The organism is uncultured Maricaulis sp., from assembly GCF_963975345.1.
Taxonomy (GTDB): domain Bacteria; phylum Pseudomonadota; class Alphaproteobacteria; order Caulobacterales; family Maricaulaceae; genus Maricaulis.
Genome location: NZ_CAXBGE010000013.1, coordinates 115,122 through 128,869, shown reverse-complemented (window position 1 = coordinate 128,869; position 13,748 = coordinate 115,122). Strand labels below are relative to the sequence as shown.

Here is a 13,748-nt window from a genome sequence, read left to right as displayed (position 1 = left end):
CCCAATCCGGCACCCCACTATAACACCACACCCAACAGACAATCCCGGACGGATGCCCCGCGGAGGCGGGGCGCAGATCAGGGACCCAGACGCCCGACGCTTCGTGCGTCAGCGGCGGGTCGGTGGAAATTCGCGCTTGCGCGAGCTGGATGAGCGATGCCGGGTCTGGGTCCCTGATCTCCGCCCGGACCGCTTCGCGCCCGGGCATCCGTCAGGGATGACAAGGGTTTGGTTTTGGAAGATAATTGGCGTAGTGCGAGCGAACTTGGCATGGCCCGCCTCACCCCCGGCTTCGCTGGACCCTCTCCTCACGGAGAGGGCGGGCTATCAGTGCGGAAGTTCCACCAGCTCGATCAGGGCGGCACCGAAGCTGCGAAATTCACCCTCTGGCGGGGTCAACCGGTAGGCGAAGCAATAATCCGCGTCGTTAACAGACTCATAGAGCCATTCCTCGCCGTCCACACCATATCGTTCGCTCGTGACGCCAATCGTGCAGCCGTCTGCGCCGGCAGCCAGCGTACGGAGCTCGGCGGTCTCTGCGTCGGTCAATTCGCGATGTCCGGTCAGCGGCGACGCGTGCTCTCCGTTTCGCATTGCCCCGATCACCCAATCAAGCCGACCTGCGCTGCCATCGTCCGGCAGGGCCAGGCTGTAGCGCACCGGCACGTCGAAGGAACGCACTCGAGTGAAGCGGTAGAGGGTGGTGCCGGTTTCCGGCTCAAGCGGACCGTCACCGAGCGTGTACAGCTCGTAGGAAAACCAACGGCACATGAAGGGATCCAGCGCGCCGGTCGGAAATATTGCGGGTACAAGGCTACCGTCCGAGGGCAGGAAGACGGGATGAGCGCCGTCAGGCCGGTCTGGCGCGGGAGTCTGACGGCAGACCTGGTGTTCAATCGGCAGTGGCCAGTCTTCGGTGGTTACCAGCAGGCTAAGGGCAAGCAGGATCATCGCATTCTCCTCCTGACCCGCATCATAATTCTCTGCGGCGCTCTGTCACCGCGCAAATGGCTGTCCATTTTTAGGCGAGCCAAGGCGCTTTACTCTACGAGCTTCACTAGCTCCGTCGGCTGCGCCGACACCTCTTCCATCAAGGAAGAGGAGGGGCTTTGCGGCTTCGTCTGGCAATTCCGTTGCGCAGCATCGCGCATGGCATCGAGCGCGCTCCCTCCTCTTCCTTGATGGAAGAGGTGCCCCCGAAGGGGGCGGAGCTGGTGATGGTCGTAGAGTGTTATCGCCGGGAGCTTGGCGCTCCTCACGGCAGCTCCTTCACAAAGCTCTCCACCACCTTCTTCATCCCGGCCTTGTCGAACGCCACCGTCAATTTCGACCCATCCGAGACTTTCACCGTTCCATAGCCGAACTTGTCGTGGAACACCCGGTCGCCGGTTTTCCATTTGCCGGTGCCGCCGCCGACGGGGCCGCTTTCGATGAGGTTGGCTTTGGCGTTGATCATGGGCGGGGCGGAGCGGCGGTTCTCTTGGGCTGAGGCCTGGTAGCGTTTCCAGCCGGGGCTGGAATAGCTTGAGGCCATGGGGTCGGCGGTCTGTCTTACGTTTTCAAAGCCGGGGCCGCCGCCTTCGTAATAGCCGGTTTCGCTGCGCGCCTCGACATGATCGAGGGGGAGTTCATCGACGAATCTTGAGGGGAGGACGGACTGCCAGCGGCCATAAATCATGCGGTTGGCGGTGAAGGTGATGATGGCGCGTTCGCGGGCGCGGGTGATGCCGACATAGGCGAGGCGGCGCTCTTCCTCGAGGGATTTGGTGCCGCCTTCATCGAGCGAGCGCTGGGAAGGGAAGACCGTCTCTTCCCAGCCGGGCAGGAAGATGTGGGGGAATTCCAGGCCCTTGGCGCCGTGCAGCGTCATCAGCGAGACTTCGTCTTCGCTGACGGCGCGGTCGGCATCGGTCACCAGGGCGACGTGTTCGAGATAGGCTTCCAGCGTGTCCCATTCGGCCATTGAGCTGACCAGTTCCTTGAGGTTTTCAAGGCGGCCGGCGGCCTGGGGTGTCTTGTCCTCGCGCCACATCGCGGTGTAGCCGCTTTCATCGAGGATGATCTCGGCCATCTCGTTGAGCGGGCTGGTTTCAGAGAGATCGCGCCAGCGCGCCAGATCGCGCAGGAAGACCTGCAGGCTGGTGCGCGCCTTGCCGCGGATCTCGTCGGTGCCGACAATGATCCGCGTCGCCTCGGTCATCGAAATCTGCTTTTCGCGCGACAGCATGGCGATCTTCTGGACGCTGGTATCGCCAATGCCGCGCTTGGGCGTGTTGACGATGCGCTCGAAGGCGAGATCGTCTTCCGGCGAACGCACGAGGCGCAAATAGGCATGGGCGTCGCGCACTTCGGCGCGTTCGAAGAAGCGCGGGCCGCCGATCACCTTGTAGGGCATGCCGAGCATGATGAAGCGCTCCTCAAACGCCCGCATCTGCCAGGAGGCGCGTACCAGGATGGCGATATCGGCATAGGACCGGCCGGCCGAGACCCAGTTCTCGCATTCCTCGGCGACGAAGCGCGCTTCCGCCTCGCCATCCCACAGGCCGCGAACCTGGACTTTCTCGCCGCCTTCCTCATCGGTCCACAGCGTCTTGCCGAGCCGGTCGCGATTGGCGGAGATCAGGCCGGAGGCGGCGCCGAGGATATGTTCGGTCGAGCGGTAATTGCGCTCCAGTCGGATCACGGTGGCGCCGGGAAAATCCTTGTCGAAGCGCAGGATATTGTCGACCTCGGCGCCGCGCCAGCCATAGATGGACTGGTCGTCATCGCCGACGCAGCACAGATTTCCGGTGCCCTTGGCGAGCAGGCGCAGCCACATATATTGGGCGACATTGGTGTCCTGATACTCATCGACCAGCAGGTAGCGGAATTTGCGGTGATACTCGGCCAGCACGTCTCCATGGTCTTTGAGAATGTGCAAGGTGTGCAGCAGAAGGTCGCCGAAATCGCAGCAATTGAGAACTTTCAGGCGCGTCTGATACATGGCGTAGAGGTCTTTGCCGCGGCCTTCCGCGAAGGCGTATTTGTCTTCCTCGCTGAGCTGGGCCGGCATCAGGCCGCGATTTTTCCAGCCATCGATCACCGAGGCGAGATGGCGCGGTGTCCAGCGCTTTTCGTCAATGCCTTCGGCCTGGATGAGCTGTTTCATCAGGCGCAGTTGGTCGTCGGTATCGATAATGGTGAATGAGGATTTCAGACCCACCAGCTCGGCATGGCGGCGCAATATCTGGGCCGAGACCGAGTGGAATGTCCCCATCCACGGCACGCCTTCGACGGCTTCACCGATGATCTTGCCGACCCGCTCCTTCATCTCGCGCGCCGCCTTGTTGGTGAAGGTGACGGCGAGGATCTCCCATGGCCGCGCGCGGCCGGTGGCGAGGATATGGGCAAGGCGGGTGGTCAGGACGCGGGTCTTGCCGGTGCCGGCGCCGGCGAGAACCAGCACAGCTCCGTCAAGCGCTTCAACGGCCTGACGTTGCTCGCCATTGAGGCCTTCAAGATAAGGCGAGGGCGGCGCCGGACGCGCCATGTCGGAAATCGTGAGCGAAGTCATGCCAGCCTGCGAATAACGAGTCGTTCAATCGCCTAGTTTGGACTGAATAACGCGCAATCCCAAGCCGGTGATGTGTAATTGTTCGTTTTTTGTTCGCATTTCCCGGCCGTGCCGAACCTTGCGGTGGGCCGGTCAGGCCTCAATTTGTCGTCAGGTCGTCCATCGCTGCCGGTGCCGTGGCGAGGAAGGCGATGAATTCATCGCTCAGCTCGCCATTCGATTTGCGGATCTGTTCGGCGAATCCGGTCAGGCCCGCGAGGAATTTCTGGCGACGCAGAACCAGGGCCGCGCCCTCGGCCGACCCGTTATCGCATTCCTCAAGCCGGTCCTCACAATAGCGCATCAGGTCATTGATCAGCCACAACACGGCGGGACCGTCGGTCTCGCCATCTCGGCACGCATGGAGCTCGGCCAGGATGGCTTGAAACTCCTCGACCGGGCATGGAGGCGGGCGCTGCGCGGTTGGTGGAACCAGTGTCAGGCGGGGCATTCGTGAGTCTCATGATTGCGGGCGATTTGGCGTCGCGGGGTTATTAACGACGTCGCGTCACAACCCTACTCATACAATATGAGATTGCGTGAGGCCCCGCTCGCGGCGACGGCAAACCCGCTAGCCGAACAGGGCGTCGACGCCGGCTTGGACGCTTTCGTCCTGATCATCGTCTTCGCTTTCCGCTTGGCCGTGAATGGCGCTGGAGGCGGCGAGGATCAGTGGCTTGATACAGTCGGTGGCCAGCCGGGCGACGGCGCGGCAGGCCGTGTCGCCGGCATCTTCGCGTAACATGGCCTGGGCCCGTTCCACTTCAGCCTCGATTTGCAGCACCAGCGTGACCAGATGCGCCCGCACTTCGTGCGGTGCGGCGTGATAGGCGAGGACGGCCAATTCCTTGTCCTTGAAGCCGGAATTGGTGAAGTGTTCGATATAATCGGCCGGGGCCCAGTCGAGCACGTCTTCAGCGCAATCGGGCATGTCGGGGAGCATTTCCATCAGCATCATCACTTCGTTGAAGTGATTGAGATAGTCGGTCGCCAAGCCGGTGTCGGGATTGATATTGGCAGCGCGCAGGGCGTCAGGGCCGAGTGTGCCCTGGCCCAGAAGCGGAGTTGGCTCCGTCACTGCTTGCCGTGATGCCGTCATGTGGACAGTCATATTCCAACATTCTTTCCAGACGGATAATCATCGTGTGCGGCTTCGAAACGGCTGCGCTCAGCGATGCTCTTCCTCGCTGATTTCGGCCAGACGCTTGGCATAGGCGGCCTGGGCGTCAGCTTGGGTAACCCAGCCAATGACGGGCTGGTCGCCGGAGCGGCTGCGCACCGGTGCGCCGTCGAGCTGTTCGGCATCGAGCAGGCCGAGCGCCCGGTCCAGCGTATCGTCCTCATACAGGCAACTGCCGGCGGCGAGTTCCGATTCGCCCCATCGATCGAGCGGCATCATGAAATCGCGCACCCGCACGGTTTGCAGCACCAGCCGGCTGGAGCCGCCGGAAATATCATAGCCAAACTGCATTACCTGGCGCTGGAAGAGCGAACCGCCCAGCGTTGATTGGGTCAGGATGGTGGCCAGCGAGACCGAGACCAGAACCGCGACCGAAGCTTCATAGCTGGAGGTCAGTTCGAACACGATCAGCGTCGTGGAGAGCGGCGCGCCGAGCACGGCGCCGGCCACAGCCCCCATCCCGATCACCGCGTAAAAGGCGGCACCAGCCGTCGCATCGCCGAACAGGTTGACCATCACCAGCCCGAAGGCCGAGCCCAGCATCGCGCCGAGATAGATCGAGGGTGAAAACACGCCGCCGGCAAAGCGGAAGGACAGGGTGATGGTGGTGGCGATGATTTTCATGACGATGAAGAGCAGCAGCAATTGCAGCGGATAGGCCACGTGCAGTGCATTCGACGTCGTCTCATAGCCGACGCCGAGGATTTCCGGCGCGATCAGCGCCAGCAGTCCGATCAGCAGTCCGCCCGGGATCGGCAGCAACCAGAGCGGAAAGCGCAGCCGTGTCGCCCAACCGGTCACAATCACCGGCCCGTGCAGAACGCCGCGATCAAACAGGATCGCCAGGCCGGCGGCGGCAATGCCGAGCACAGCCGCAGCGGGATAATCCCACAGTCCCGCCGGTCCGACCGGCAGCAGGCCAAACACCGTGTCATTGCCGGGATAGAAACGCAGGGTCAGGGCGCCAACCACACTGGCGACGGCGACCGGGGCGATTGAACGCAGCGCGTAATGGCCGAGCACAACTTCGAAGGCGAACAGGGCGCCGGCAACCGGGGCGTTGAAACTGGCGGATACGGCGGCTGCCGCACCACAGGCGAGCAGGATGCGGCTGGCGCGGGCCGGCATGTTGAGCCAGGCCGCCAGCGCTGATCCCATCGTGCCGCCGAGATTGACGGCCGGTCCCTCGCGTCCACCACTGGCGCCGCCGCCGAGCGAGATCGCCGATAGCAGGGCCGAATACAGGCCGGCCCCCAGCTCGACCTTGCCCCCCTTGACGGCACGCGCTTCGAGCAGGTCGGCGACGGTCTTGCCGGCCGGGTTTTTCACCAGCCCTAGCCTCATCCCCAGATAATACAGCGCCGAGATCACCACGCCGGTGGCGACGGGAACAAGGATCAGACGCAAATAGGGCAGGGTTGCCGCATGGGTGGCCAGATGCGGGTCTGTGACCCCATAGGCGGTCTGCTCGACCATCGAAATGCTCAACCGCAAGCCCAGGGTCGCAAAGCCGGCGACCAGACCGACGCCGATGCCGAGCAACCACAGAATCGGGCCGCGGCCCTCACGGGTGGCGCGGCCGATCATCCCGAACACTGAGCGATTGGGTTTCGAACTGGACACGGCGGCGATTTGCCGTGCCGGGGCGGTCGGGTCAAGGGCCAGCGTGGATGGCGCCCGATTTTTTCTGGCCGCAGACCGGTTTTCCGCCTTAGAGTGGGCTGGAAAAAGGAGATCTCATGCAACACTTTGTTCCTGCAAGCCTGATTGCTGTTTTCGCACTATCGGCCCCGGGCTGCGCCCAAGCCGATGATGGGGCCAATGACAGCGCCTATGTCCGCGTCTTCGACGATTGCACCACGCGCGAAGCCGAGGACGATCCGGTCTTCTATTCCGACTGCGCTGGTTATGGCGCATGGACGGTCCATATTCTCGCCGGCGAGCATGGGGCGGCAGTGGCCTATTCCCGGCGCGGCTTGGAGGCCCAGTGGAGCGAGAGCCCGCCACGCGTCGGGGTGTTTCAGGATCTCGGTCAGGTGATGGAGTGGCGGCTGGACGCGTCCGGGACTGCCTTCGCGACGATCCATCGTTCGATCTTCACGGGCTTTCAGGCCGGCGAGGGCGGCCAATATCTCACCGTCACGGCACTACGGCCCGAGGGCGAGCTGGGCGCTTGCCATGTCGCCTATGTCGAAGCGGCGCAGCAGCCCAATGCCAACCAGATCGCGCGCGATGCCGCCGATTATCTGGCGCCGGACTGGCAGTGCGGTGTCGACGAGCCGATCGTATTTGATCTCGATTCAGAGATGGATGTACTCACCATCGCGGCCCAGCGTCGGCCCGGTCATTGATCACTCGCTGATCACTCTCTGACGCCTGCGCCCGTTTCAGGGCCCAGACCCGCATCGACGAAGCCAGTGGTTCGAGGCCGCGCGCTTCGTCGATCTGGGCGATCAGACCGGCCAGCGACACACCATCGGCGCGGATGGCGGCGTCAATAACAGCCCAGAATTCCGCCTCCAGCGACAGGCTGGTGCGATGGCCGGCAAGTGAGACTGAGCGTTTGAGCAAGGGCATGGCCGACCATCCCCCAGGCCGGGCCGGCAGGCAAGTGCCGGGTCATTCATCGAGGCCAACTGCAGCTTGTGGCCTTTCAGTTACCAATTTTCAGCCTTTGTCCTGTTAGATCAAGCCATGCGCAAATGGAGCACCCCCCTGCCGTTTTCGGCGATGAATGAGCGGCGCGTCCCGAACCGGCCGGGCGTCTACGTCCTGCTGCGCTCGGAGAGTGATCCGTCCTCGGTGTTGAAGATTGCCTCCTCGCGTTCGCTGCGCGAGGCTTTCAAGCATGTCGCTGCCGAACCGGTGGGCAACTGGCCGGTCGCACCCAAAGCTTTTCTGTATTTCGAAAGCCTGAGCGAATCGGAAGAAGCCGAACGTTTTCGCGCCGAGTACAAGCGCCGGCGCGGTGAGTTTCCGATGTATAATTCGGGGTTTTAGGCCTGCGGTGGGCTATTGGCCGCTGGCATCACTTTAGGTTCCTCACCACCCAACACACCGCCTTCCCCCGGAGGCGCGCAGCGAATTCCGGGGTCTGCCATCGGTTGGGAGCCTGGCTGGATTCCCCCCGGTTAGGCGCGGGCGAGCTTTGAGGGGGATCAATCTGCTCTGGGAGTTAGGTTCTGGAAAATTGCGAGTGTCACCAATTAGGTGTCCCCAATTTCCCCCGATCTCCGGGATCGATCATTCTGCTTCAAGGCGACGGGATTGATTGCTCGATCGCGACTGAACTGTAGTCGCTGTCAAATTGAATTCTGAGAAGCGCGTCTTCGGGTAGATTCCGACACTTCCATGCGAGCAGGGACAGGCTGTCGTCTCTCATCGTCACAGCGTTGTGATCGCAAAACCGCTCGAGCATCTCCACCGTGTCGGGAAATTCCTGACCGGAACTTATGCTGCCGACCGGGGTCGCGTAAGTCCAGGACCGCCCCGCGCGCACGACCGAACGCGTGATGGAGCCGCCAAAAATCGTCAATTCCTCCCCCGAACTGGTCACCACCCCGCAATCGATCCGGAAAAACTCGTGCTCGTCACCGCAGTAAATGTATTCGGATATGCGCCCCTCGAGCCCGTCAATGGCGTCAACGGCGGTCTGAACTTCGATGAATTCAATGGCAGTGTCTGGACTTGCTGTCTGCAGGATTAGGCTGGCTAAAAGTGCGACGACCATGATTGACCTCCGGATAAGGGGGATGTCCCGGGGACAAATTATAAGGCGTCCCCTTCGGAAGCGCGAGGCTGTCGGAGCTGGTGAGGATCATAGCTTGATCAGCTCTCCAGCTTCTTCCCGTCCAGCTCGCGCGCAGCTTTCGCGGCCTGCGCCTTCGCCAGATCCGTCACGGCTTTCGGCTGGCCATGTAGCAGCCGGTTGGCCTCGGCTTTTTTGGACTTTTCGGCCCGTGCCTTGCGCTTGCGGGCCTGTTTGAGGTTGACCGGTCTGCTCATTCCATCACCACTCCATCCAGATTGAAGGCCCAGTCTAGACCCTGCGGGAGCTCATCGGGAGCGAAATCAATGTGCAGGACGCGGCGGCGCGATGGTCGTTCCGCCCGGTCCGACGCGTGCACGGTGAGGGTTCTGAGAATCAAAAGGTCTCCGGCCTGCGCCGGGTAGCTGACGGGCGTTTCACGCCCGCACAGAATGGCAATTTGCTCATCGGTCAGGCGGCCCAGCTCGTGCGATCCCGGGATCACAGAAAGCGGCCCGTTGGCCGGACCACAATCATCGATGTGCAAGCGAATCGAGATCATCCGGCGGCTCAGGTCTTCCGGCGGCTCGACATGGGGAATGCCGGACTTCGTGGTCCAGCGGGTGAAGCCGGGGAGGGTGCGCTTTTCGCGCAGGGGCACCACGCGGTCCTGATGCCAGGTGATCGCCCAATTCGATGATTGGGTTTTGTCGAACAGGAGAATTCTGATGGGGCGGAGCGGCTCGCCGGCCAGCCGGGATGCCAAGTCTGCCAGCTTCCGCGGCCCGCATATTTCGTCGAGCAGTTCGCGGCCCGGCCCGGTGATGCGGATGCCGGGGCCGCTGGTTTCGGCCTCGGAAAGCGCTTTGCCGGCCCCCGAGCGCAGGAAGGCGCGTCCCGCCCCTTGGAGGAGCAGGACTCCATCCGTACGAAAACTGGCGATGTCCGGTTCGCTCGGGAGTTGGTCAGCCAAAATCGCCTAGTCCTTTGGCCCCAACATATTTTCCGGCCGCACGATGGCGTCGAACTGTTCGGCTGTGACGAAACCGAGCTTGACGGCTTCTTCGCGCAGGGTGGTGCCGTTTTTGTGGGCGGTCTTGGCGACGATGGTGGCCTTGTCATAGCCGATGGTGGAGTTGAGCGCGGTGACGAGCATCAGTGAGCGGTTCATCAGCAGGGCGATATTGTCTTCGCGGGCAGTGATGCTGATGACGCAGCGTGTCGTGAAGCTGTCGGCGGCGTCGGCGAGCAGGCGGATCGATTGCAGCACGTTGAAAATGATCACCGGCTTGAACACATTCAGTTCGAGATGACCCTGGCTGCCGGCCATCGAGACGGTGGTATTATTGCCCATCACCTGGGTGCAGACCATGGTCAGCGCCTCGCACTGGGTCGGATTGACCTTGCCGGGCATGATTGAGGAACCCGGCTCGTTTTCCGGCAAGGCCAGCTCACCGAGGCCCGAGCGCGGACCCGAGCCAAGCAGGCGGATATCGCTGGCGATCTTGAACAGCGAGACGGCAACGGAATTGAGCGTGCCATGGGCTTCGACCAGGCCATCCTTGGTCGACAGCGCCTCGAATTTGTTGGGCGCGGTGACGAAGGGGATTTTGGTGAAGGCGGCGGCTTCTTCGGCGAAGGTTTCGGCGAAACCGATCTTGGTGTTCAGCCCGGTACCGACGGCGGTGCCGCCCTGGGCCAGTTCATAGAGGCCCGGCAGGGCCGATGTGACGCGGCGGATCGAATTGGCGACCATCGCCGTATAGCCGGAAAACTCTTGGCCGAGGGTCAGTGGCGTTGCGTCCTGCAAGTGCGTGCGGCCGATCTTGATGATGGATTTGAACGCCTGCGACTTGTCGTTGAGGGCATTGTGCAGCTTGTGCAGCGCCGGGATCAGACGATGGGTGATCTCCTCGGCGGCGGCGATGTGCATCGCGGTCGGGAAAGTATCATTGGAGGATTGGGCCCGATTGACGTGATCATTCGGGTGCACCGGATCCTTGGAGCCGACCGTGCCGCCGAGGATCTGGATGGCGCGATTGGAGACGACCTCATTGGTGTTCATGTTCGACTGGGTGCCCGAACCCGTCTGCCACACCGACAGGGGGAAGTGATCGTCGAGCTTGCCTTCGGCGACTTCCAGCGCGGCCTGGGAAATGGCGTCGGCCAGAGGCGCTTCGAGATTGTCGAGGCGGCGATTGGCGCGCGCTGCGCTGTACTTGACGATGCCGAGGGCGCGGATCAGTGGTTTCGGCATGGTTTCGGTGCCGATCGGGAAATTCTTCAGGGAGCGGGCGGTCTGCGCGCCCCAGAGCTTTTCGACGGGAACTTCGAGGGGGCCAAAGCTGTCGGTTTCGGTGCGGGTCTCGCGCATGAGGGGAAGCTCCTTGCAGCGCGTGTCGCGCCAGACGAAGATGGTGAAGAACAGGTCGGACGTGTATCACTCACAGATGACGGATCAAGATGATGATGCGCATCGCCGCGGGGGCACAGCGTCAGACCAGTTTGGTATCAGGGGCGAATTTATCCAACATGTCCGGTGACGAACTCAATCTGCGCGTTGACGCGCTGACCAGCCAGACGCGCCGCTTCCGCTGTCTGATCGGTGAATTTTTACGTCTGGAGTTCAAGCGCGACCGCTCGCCATGCCTTGCCTATGAGGTCTGTGTCCGGATCGAACGGCCCGGCACCGAGGCCGACAACGATGTCGAGCGCGTTGCCAAGGCTGTGCTCGACGCCCTGTCTGGCGTGGTGTGTCATGCCGACAGTCCGGTCAATCGTCTGTCGGTGAGCAAACATGCCGGCGAGCATGCCCGCGTCAGCGTGGTTGCGCGGCCGATCCAGCCACCGCCGACCGTGATCGTCCCGCCGCTGGCCAAACAGAGACGCGTGCTCGAACACGCCTGAGGCAGAGGCAGAGGCAGAGGCTGATGCTGGGGCCGCGCCGGCTCGGCCTTAACGCCGTCCGCCCGCCATGCGAATCGCTTCGGGTCGCTGGCGCAATCGCCACATCGCCCAGACGCCCACCGCCGGTCCGATCGCCAGGGGCGCAAACGCATAGCTCCAGCCGGACACACCGATCCAGAGTGGTAACACCTGCACCATGACCGTCGTCAGTGCGAAACCCATCGCCGTTTGCACGGTCAGGAGCGTGCCGACGCGAGCGGGCGGTGCCAGTTCGGTAATCGCGGCCGAAAACTGGGCGCTGTCAGCGATTACGCTCATGCCCCAGATCAGCAGGAGCGGCAGCATCAACCAGGGTGACGCGTCGAACAACAGCCCGGCGATCAGGGCACAACTGCCGCTGATCGCCATCGCCAGCATGGTCACCGATGTGCGGCCGAAACGGTCGGCGGCGCGCCCGGCCAGCACACAGGCTAGGGCGCCGATGGCGACGACGGCAAAGGCCGACAGATTGGCGGCCGCGTCGCCTTGCGTCCGCGGCGCCCAATAGGCGTGCAGGAAGGGGCCGATCCAGGCCCACATCGCGTATAATTCCCACATATGTCCAAGATAGCCCAGATTGGCCAAGCGCAGCGCCGGGTCGCGCACGGCCAGCGAAATCGTATCCGGATCAAAGGCGGCAGCGGGCGCCAGGCCGGGACCGGCACGAGCCATCAGGATTACGCCGCAGGATAACAGAGCCGCGATGGCCGACAGGGCGAAGGGCGTTTGCCAGCCCAGCCCGATCTCGGCGAGGTTGAACAGGAAGGGCATGGCCGAACCGAGTGTCAGCGCCCCAACCAGCAGGCCGACCAGCAGACCGGCATCACCGCGGGCCCAGCTGGCTGCCAGTTTGATCCCGACCGGGTAGACCAGGGCCAGGGCTGCACCGGCGACCGCCCGGCTGGCGATCATGGCGAGGCCGCCGGCGGGTAGCGCCAGTGCCGCCAGATTGGCGAGGGCGGCGATGGCCGCACCGATTGCGAACAGACGCCGTGGATCCATTCGGTCGGCCAAGCCGTAAAACGCGCTCAGCAAGGCGCCGATCACAAACCCGGCCTGGACCGCGCTGGTCAGTGCCGCTTGCCGGAAGGGCGAGACGGAGGTGGCTTCGAGCAGGGCCGGCAAAGCGGCGGCGCCGGCGAACCAGACTGAGAGCGCGAGAAATTGCGCCAGCGCGATCAGGGCAAGGGCGCGGGATTTTCCGCTGAAGGGGGTGATCGGGCTCACGCCTTGTCGCGCAGGGCCCTTGGCCGGCGCACCTGGCAGGTCGCTGTGCTCTTGGCGGCGATTATGCCGTCGCCGGTCCAGATCGTGCCTTCCATGAAAGCGACATTGCGGCCGACCCGCAGGGCTTGGCCCCGCGCCTTGCATCGCGTCAGGGGCAAGGGCGCAAGGAAGCTGGTCTTCATCTCAAGCGTTGGCACGCCAACCGTGAAGCCCTGATCGACCAGCACGGCCAGCGACATCACCTCGTCGAGCATGGCGCACATCATGCCGCCCTGCACGCCGCCGCGCAGATTGGACACCTGCACAGAGGGATTGAACTCGGCCTCAAGCCAGCCTTCATCGATGGAAAAATTGAGCAGGCGGAATCCCAGCAGCGTTGCAGCATGCTCGAGGCTGGTCATATCGGTCAGGCGAGCGCGGATCTGTTCAGCATCGAGCCGGTGAACCGGGCCGTCGCTCAAATCGGGTGCAACCGGGCGCTGGCCGGCCATCACTTCTTGCGGAAACTGTCGAGGCTGACAACCTGTCCGGCCTCGCCCTCTGCCGGCGCGCCCTTGGGTGCGGGTTTCGAGCCCGGACCATGATCGGCAGGCGGGGCATCGCTGGCAAGCGTCTGGTCGAATTGCAGGTGAAAGCCGACGCTGGGATCATGAAAACGGGATACGGCTGAATAGGGCATTTTGATATATTTCGGCACGCCGCCGAATTTCAGCGTCACTTCGAATCCGGTTTCGGTGACATCGAGATCCCAGAACTGGTGTTCCAGCACGATCGTCATCTCGTCGGGATATTTCTCGAGCAGGGACGGGTCGATATCGACGCCCGGCGCGCGGGTGCGGAAGGTAATGTAGAAATGGTGTGGGCCGGGCAGGCCTTGCGGCATGCCGGCTCGCAGCAGAGCCTGACGCACAACGCCGCGCAGCGCCTCTTGCGCCATCAAGTCGTAGCGCATCAGATCCTTGGCCATGAACGTCCCCATTTTTCCCTTGCAGCAAAGGTAACTCACGCCGTGAGCAGGTCAACGGATTCTAGTCGCTCAACTGCACAAGGCGCGG

General features: G+C 63.0%; 16 protein-coding genes. 3 read left to right on the top strand and 13 right to left on the bottom strand.

The annotated features are described in order from the left end of the window. Positions 1-327: 327 nt before the first annotated feature. The 5 genes from AAC029_RS14225 to AAC029_RS14205 all read right to left on the bottom strand — a co-directional run bounded on the left by AAC029_RS14225 (position 328) and on the right by AAC029_RS14205 (position 6,395). Positions 328-951 carry a hypothetical protein gene (locus AAC029_RS14225; RefSeq protein WP_339749084.1) on the bottom strand — a complete coding sequence of 208 codons (624 nt, stop codon included), beginning with the start codon at positions 949-951 and terminating at the stop codon, positions 328-330. A 304-nt stretch (positions 952-1,255) separates the two neighbouring features. After that, entirely contained in the window at positions 1,256-3,553 is a 2,298-nt protein-coding gene (locus AAC029_RS14220; RefSeq protein ID WP_339749082.1) for a UvrD-helicase domain-containing protein, read from the bottom strand. A 139-nt stretch (positions 3,554-3,692) separates the two neighbouring features. Further along, complete coding sequence (locus AAC029_RS14215) at positions 3,693-4,043, bottom strand: hypothetical protein (RefSeq protein WP_339749079.1); 351 nt, start codon at positions 4,041-4,043, stop codon at positions 3,693-3,695. Between the two features lie 120 nt (positions 4,044-4,163). Then, complete coding sequence (locus AAC029_RS14210; RefSeq protein WP_339749077.1) at positions 4,164-4,691, bottom strand: hypothetical protein; 528 nt, start codon at positions 4,689-4,691, stop codon at positions 4,164-4,166. Between the two features lie 69 nt (positions 4,692-4,760). After that, positions 4,761-6,395 carry a chloride channel protein gene (locus AAC029_RS14205; protein ID WP_339749075.1) on the bottom strand — a complete coding sequence of 545 codons (1,635 nt, stop codon included), beginning with the start codon at positions 6,393-6,395 and terminating at the stop codon, positions 4,761-4,763. A gap of 116 nt (positions 6,396-6,511) precedes the next feature. On the opposite strand from AAC029_RS14205, the gene AAC029_RS14200 reads away from it, so the two are divergent. Then, positions 6,512-7,123 (top strand): hypothetical protein, encoded by a 612-nt coding sequence (locus tag AAC029_RS14200; protein ID WP_339749072.1) that lies wholly within the window; start codon positions 6,512-6,514, stop codon positions 7,121-7,123. Here the strand turns inward: AAC029_RS14200 and AAC029_RS14195 are convergent. After that, the gene (locus tag AAC029_RS14195) at positions 7,089-7,349 is read right to left on the bottom strand and encodes a ribbon-helix-helix domain-containing protein (RefSeq protein WP_339749067.1); all 261 of its coding nucleotides are present in this window, start codon (positions 7,347-7,349) and stop codon (positions 7,089-7,091) included. The genes AAC029_RS14200 and AAC029_RS14195 overlap by 35 nt on opposite strands. 117 nt (positions 7,350-7,466) lie before the next feature. On the opposite strand from AAC029_RS14195, the gene AAC029_RS14190 reads away from it, so the two are divergent. After that, complete coding sequence (locus AAC029_RS14190) at positions 7,467-7,772, top strand: hypothetical protein (RefSeq protein WP_339749065.1); 306 nt, start codon at positions 7,467-7,469, stop codon at positions 7,770-7,772. Between the two features lie 253 nt (positions 7,773-8,025). Here the strand turns inward: AAC029_RS14190 and AAC029_RS14185 are convergent, their stop codons facing one another. The 4 genes from AAC029_RS14185 to fumC all read right to left on the bottom strand — a co-directional run bounded on the left by AAC029_RS14185 (position 8,026) and on the right by fumC (position 10,894). Next, the gene (locus AAC029_RS14185) at positions 8,026-8,502 is read right to left on the bottom strand and encodes a hypothetical protein (protein WP_339749062.1); all 477 of its coding nucleotides are present in this window, start codon (positions 8,500-8,502) and stop codon (positions 8,026-8,028) included. Between the two features lie 98 nt (positions 8,503-8,600). Beyond that, the gene (locus AAC029_RS14180) at positions 8,601-8,777 is read right to left on the bottom strand and encodes a DUF4169 family protein (RefSeq protein ID WP_339749059.1); all 177 of its coding nucleotides are present in this window, start codon (positions 8,775-8,777) and stop codon (positions 8,601-8,603) included. Next, the gene (locus AAC029_RS14175) at positions 8,774-9,493 is read right to left on the bottom strand and encodes a phytanoyl-CoA dioxygenase family protein (RefSeq protein ID WP_339749057.1); all 720 of its coding nucleotides are present in this window, start codon (positions 9,491-9,493) and stop codon (positions 8,774-8,776) included. Before AAC029_RS14175 ends, AAC029_RS14180 begins: the two co-directional genes overlap by 4 nt. Before the next feature lie 6 nt (positions 9,494-9,499). Then, entirely contained in the window at positions 9,500-10,894 is a 1,395-nt protein-coding gene (gene fumC, locus AAC029_RS14170) for a class II fumarate hydratase (RefSeq protein WP_339749054.1), read from the bottom strand. A 158-nt stretch (positions 10,895-11,052) separates the two neighbouring features. Between fumC and AAC029_RS14165 the strand changes: the two genes are divergently transcribed. Continuing rightward, positions 11,053-11,427: a RusA family crossover junction endodeoxyribonuclease gene (locus tag AAC029_RS14165; RefSeq protein WP_339749051.1), complete on the top strand. Its 375-nt coding sequence runs from the start codon at positions 11,053-11,055 to the stop codon at positions 11,425-11,427. 48 nt (positions 11,428-11,475) lie between these two features. On the opposite strand, the gene AAC029_RS14160 is transcribed toward AAC029_RS14165, so the two are convergent. From AAC029_RS14160 to AAC029_RS14150, 3 genes are read right to left on the bottom strand one after another with little or no spacing between them, the layout of a single operon-like run. Continuing rightward, entirely contained in the window at positions 11,476-12,693 is a 1,218-nt protein-coding gene (locus tag AAC029_RS14160; protein WP_339749048.1) for an MFS transporter, read from the bottom strand. After that, complete coding sequence (locus AAC029_RS14155; RefSeq protein WP_339749045.1) at positions 12,690-13,184, bottom strand: PaaI family thioesterase; 495 nt, start codon at positions 13,182-13,184, stop codon at positions 12,690-12,692. Before AAC029_RS14155 ends, AAC029_RS14160 begins: the two co-directional genes overlap by 4 nt. Next, entirely contained in the window at positions 13,184-13,660 is a 477-nt protein-coding gene (locus AAC029_RS14150; protein WP_339749042.1) for a ClpXP protease specificity-enhancing factor SspB, read from the bottom strand. The genes AAC029_RS14155 and AAC029_RS14150 overlap by 1 nt, the downstream gene beginning before the upstream one ends. Positions 13,661-13,748: the final 88 nt, after the last annotated feature.

Bases quoted from the DNA above. Each gene is read 5' to 3' on its own strand.
- AAC029_RS14155 (WP_339749045.1), bottom strand. From the start codon at position 13,184: ATGGCCGGCCAGCGCCCGGTTGCACCCGATTTGAGCGACGGCCCGGTT.
- AAC029_RS14190 (WP_339749065.1), top strand. From the start codon at position 7,467: ATGCGCAAATGGAGCACCCCCCTGCCGTTTTCGGCGATGAATGAGCGG.
- AAC029_RS14150 (WP_339749042.1), bottom strand. From the start codon at position 13,660: ATGGCCAAGGATCTGATGCGCTACGACTTGATGGCGCAAGAGGCGCTG.
- AAC029_RS14195 (WP_339749067.1), bottom strand. From the start codon at position 7,349: ATGCCCTTGCTCAAACGCTCAGTCTCACTTGCCGGCCATCGCACCAGC.
- AAC029_RS14185 (WP_339749062.1), bottom strand. From the start codon at position 8,502: ATGGTCGTCGCACTTTTAGCCAGCCTAATCCTGCAGACAGCAAGTCCA.
- AAC029_RS14165 (WP_339749051.1), top strand. From the start codon at position 11,053: ATGTCCGGTGACGAACTCAATCTGCGCGTTGACGCGCTGACCAGCCAG.
- AAC029_RS14215 (WP_339749079.1), bottom strand. From the start codon at position 4,043: ATGCCCCGCCTGACACTGGTTCCACCAACCGCGCAGCGCCCGCCTCCA.
- AAC029_RS14225 (WP_339749084.1), bottom strand. From the start codon at position 951: ATGATCCTGCTTGCCCTTAGCCTGCTGGTAACCACCGAAGACTGGCCA.
- fumC (WP_339749054.1), bottom strand. From the start codon at position 10,894: ATGCGCGAGACCCGCACCGAAACCGACAGCTTTGGCCCCCTCGAAGTT.
- AAC029_RS14180 (WP_339749059.1), bottom strand. From the start codon at position 8,777: ATGAGCAGACCGGTCAACCTCAAACAGGCCCGCAAGCGCAAGGCACGG.
- AAC029_RS14200 (WP_339749072.1), top strand. From the start codon at position 6,512: ATGCAACACTTTGTTCCTGCAAGCCTGATTGCTGTTTTCGCACTATCG.
- AAC029_RS14220 (WP_339749082.1), bottom strand. From the start codon at position 3,553: ATGACTTCGCTCACGATTTCCGACATGGCGCGTCCGGCGCCGCCCTCG.
- AAC029_RS14210 (WP_339749077.1), bottom strand. From the start codon at position 4,691: ATGACGGCATCACGGCAAGCAGTGACGGAGCCAACTCCGCTTCTGGGC.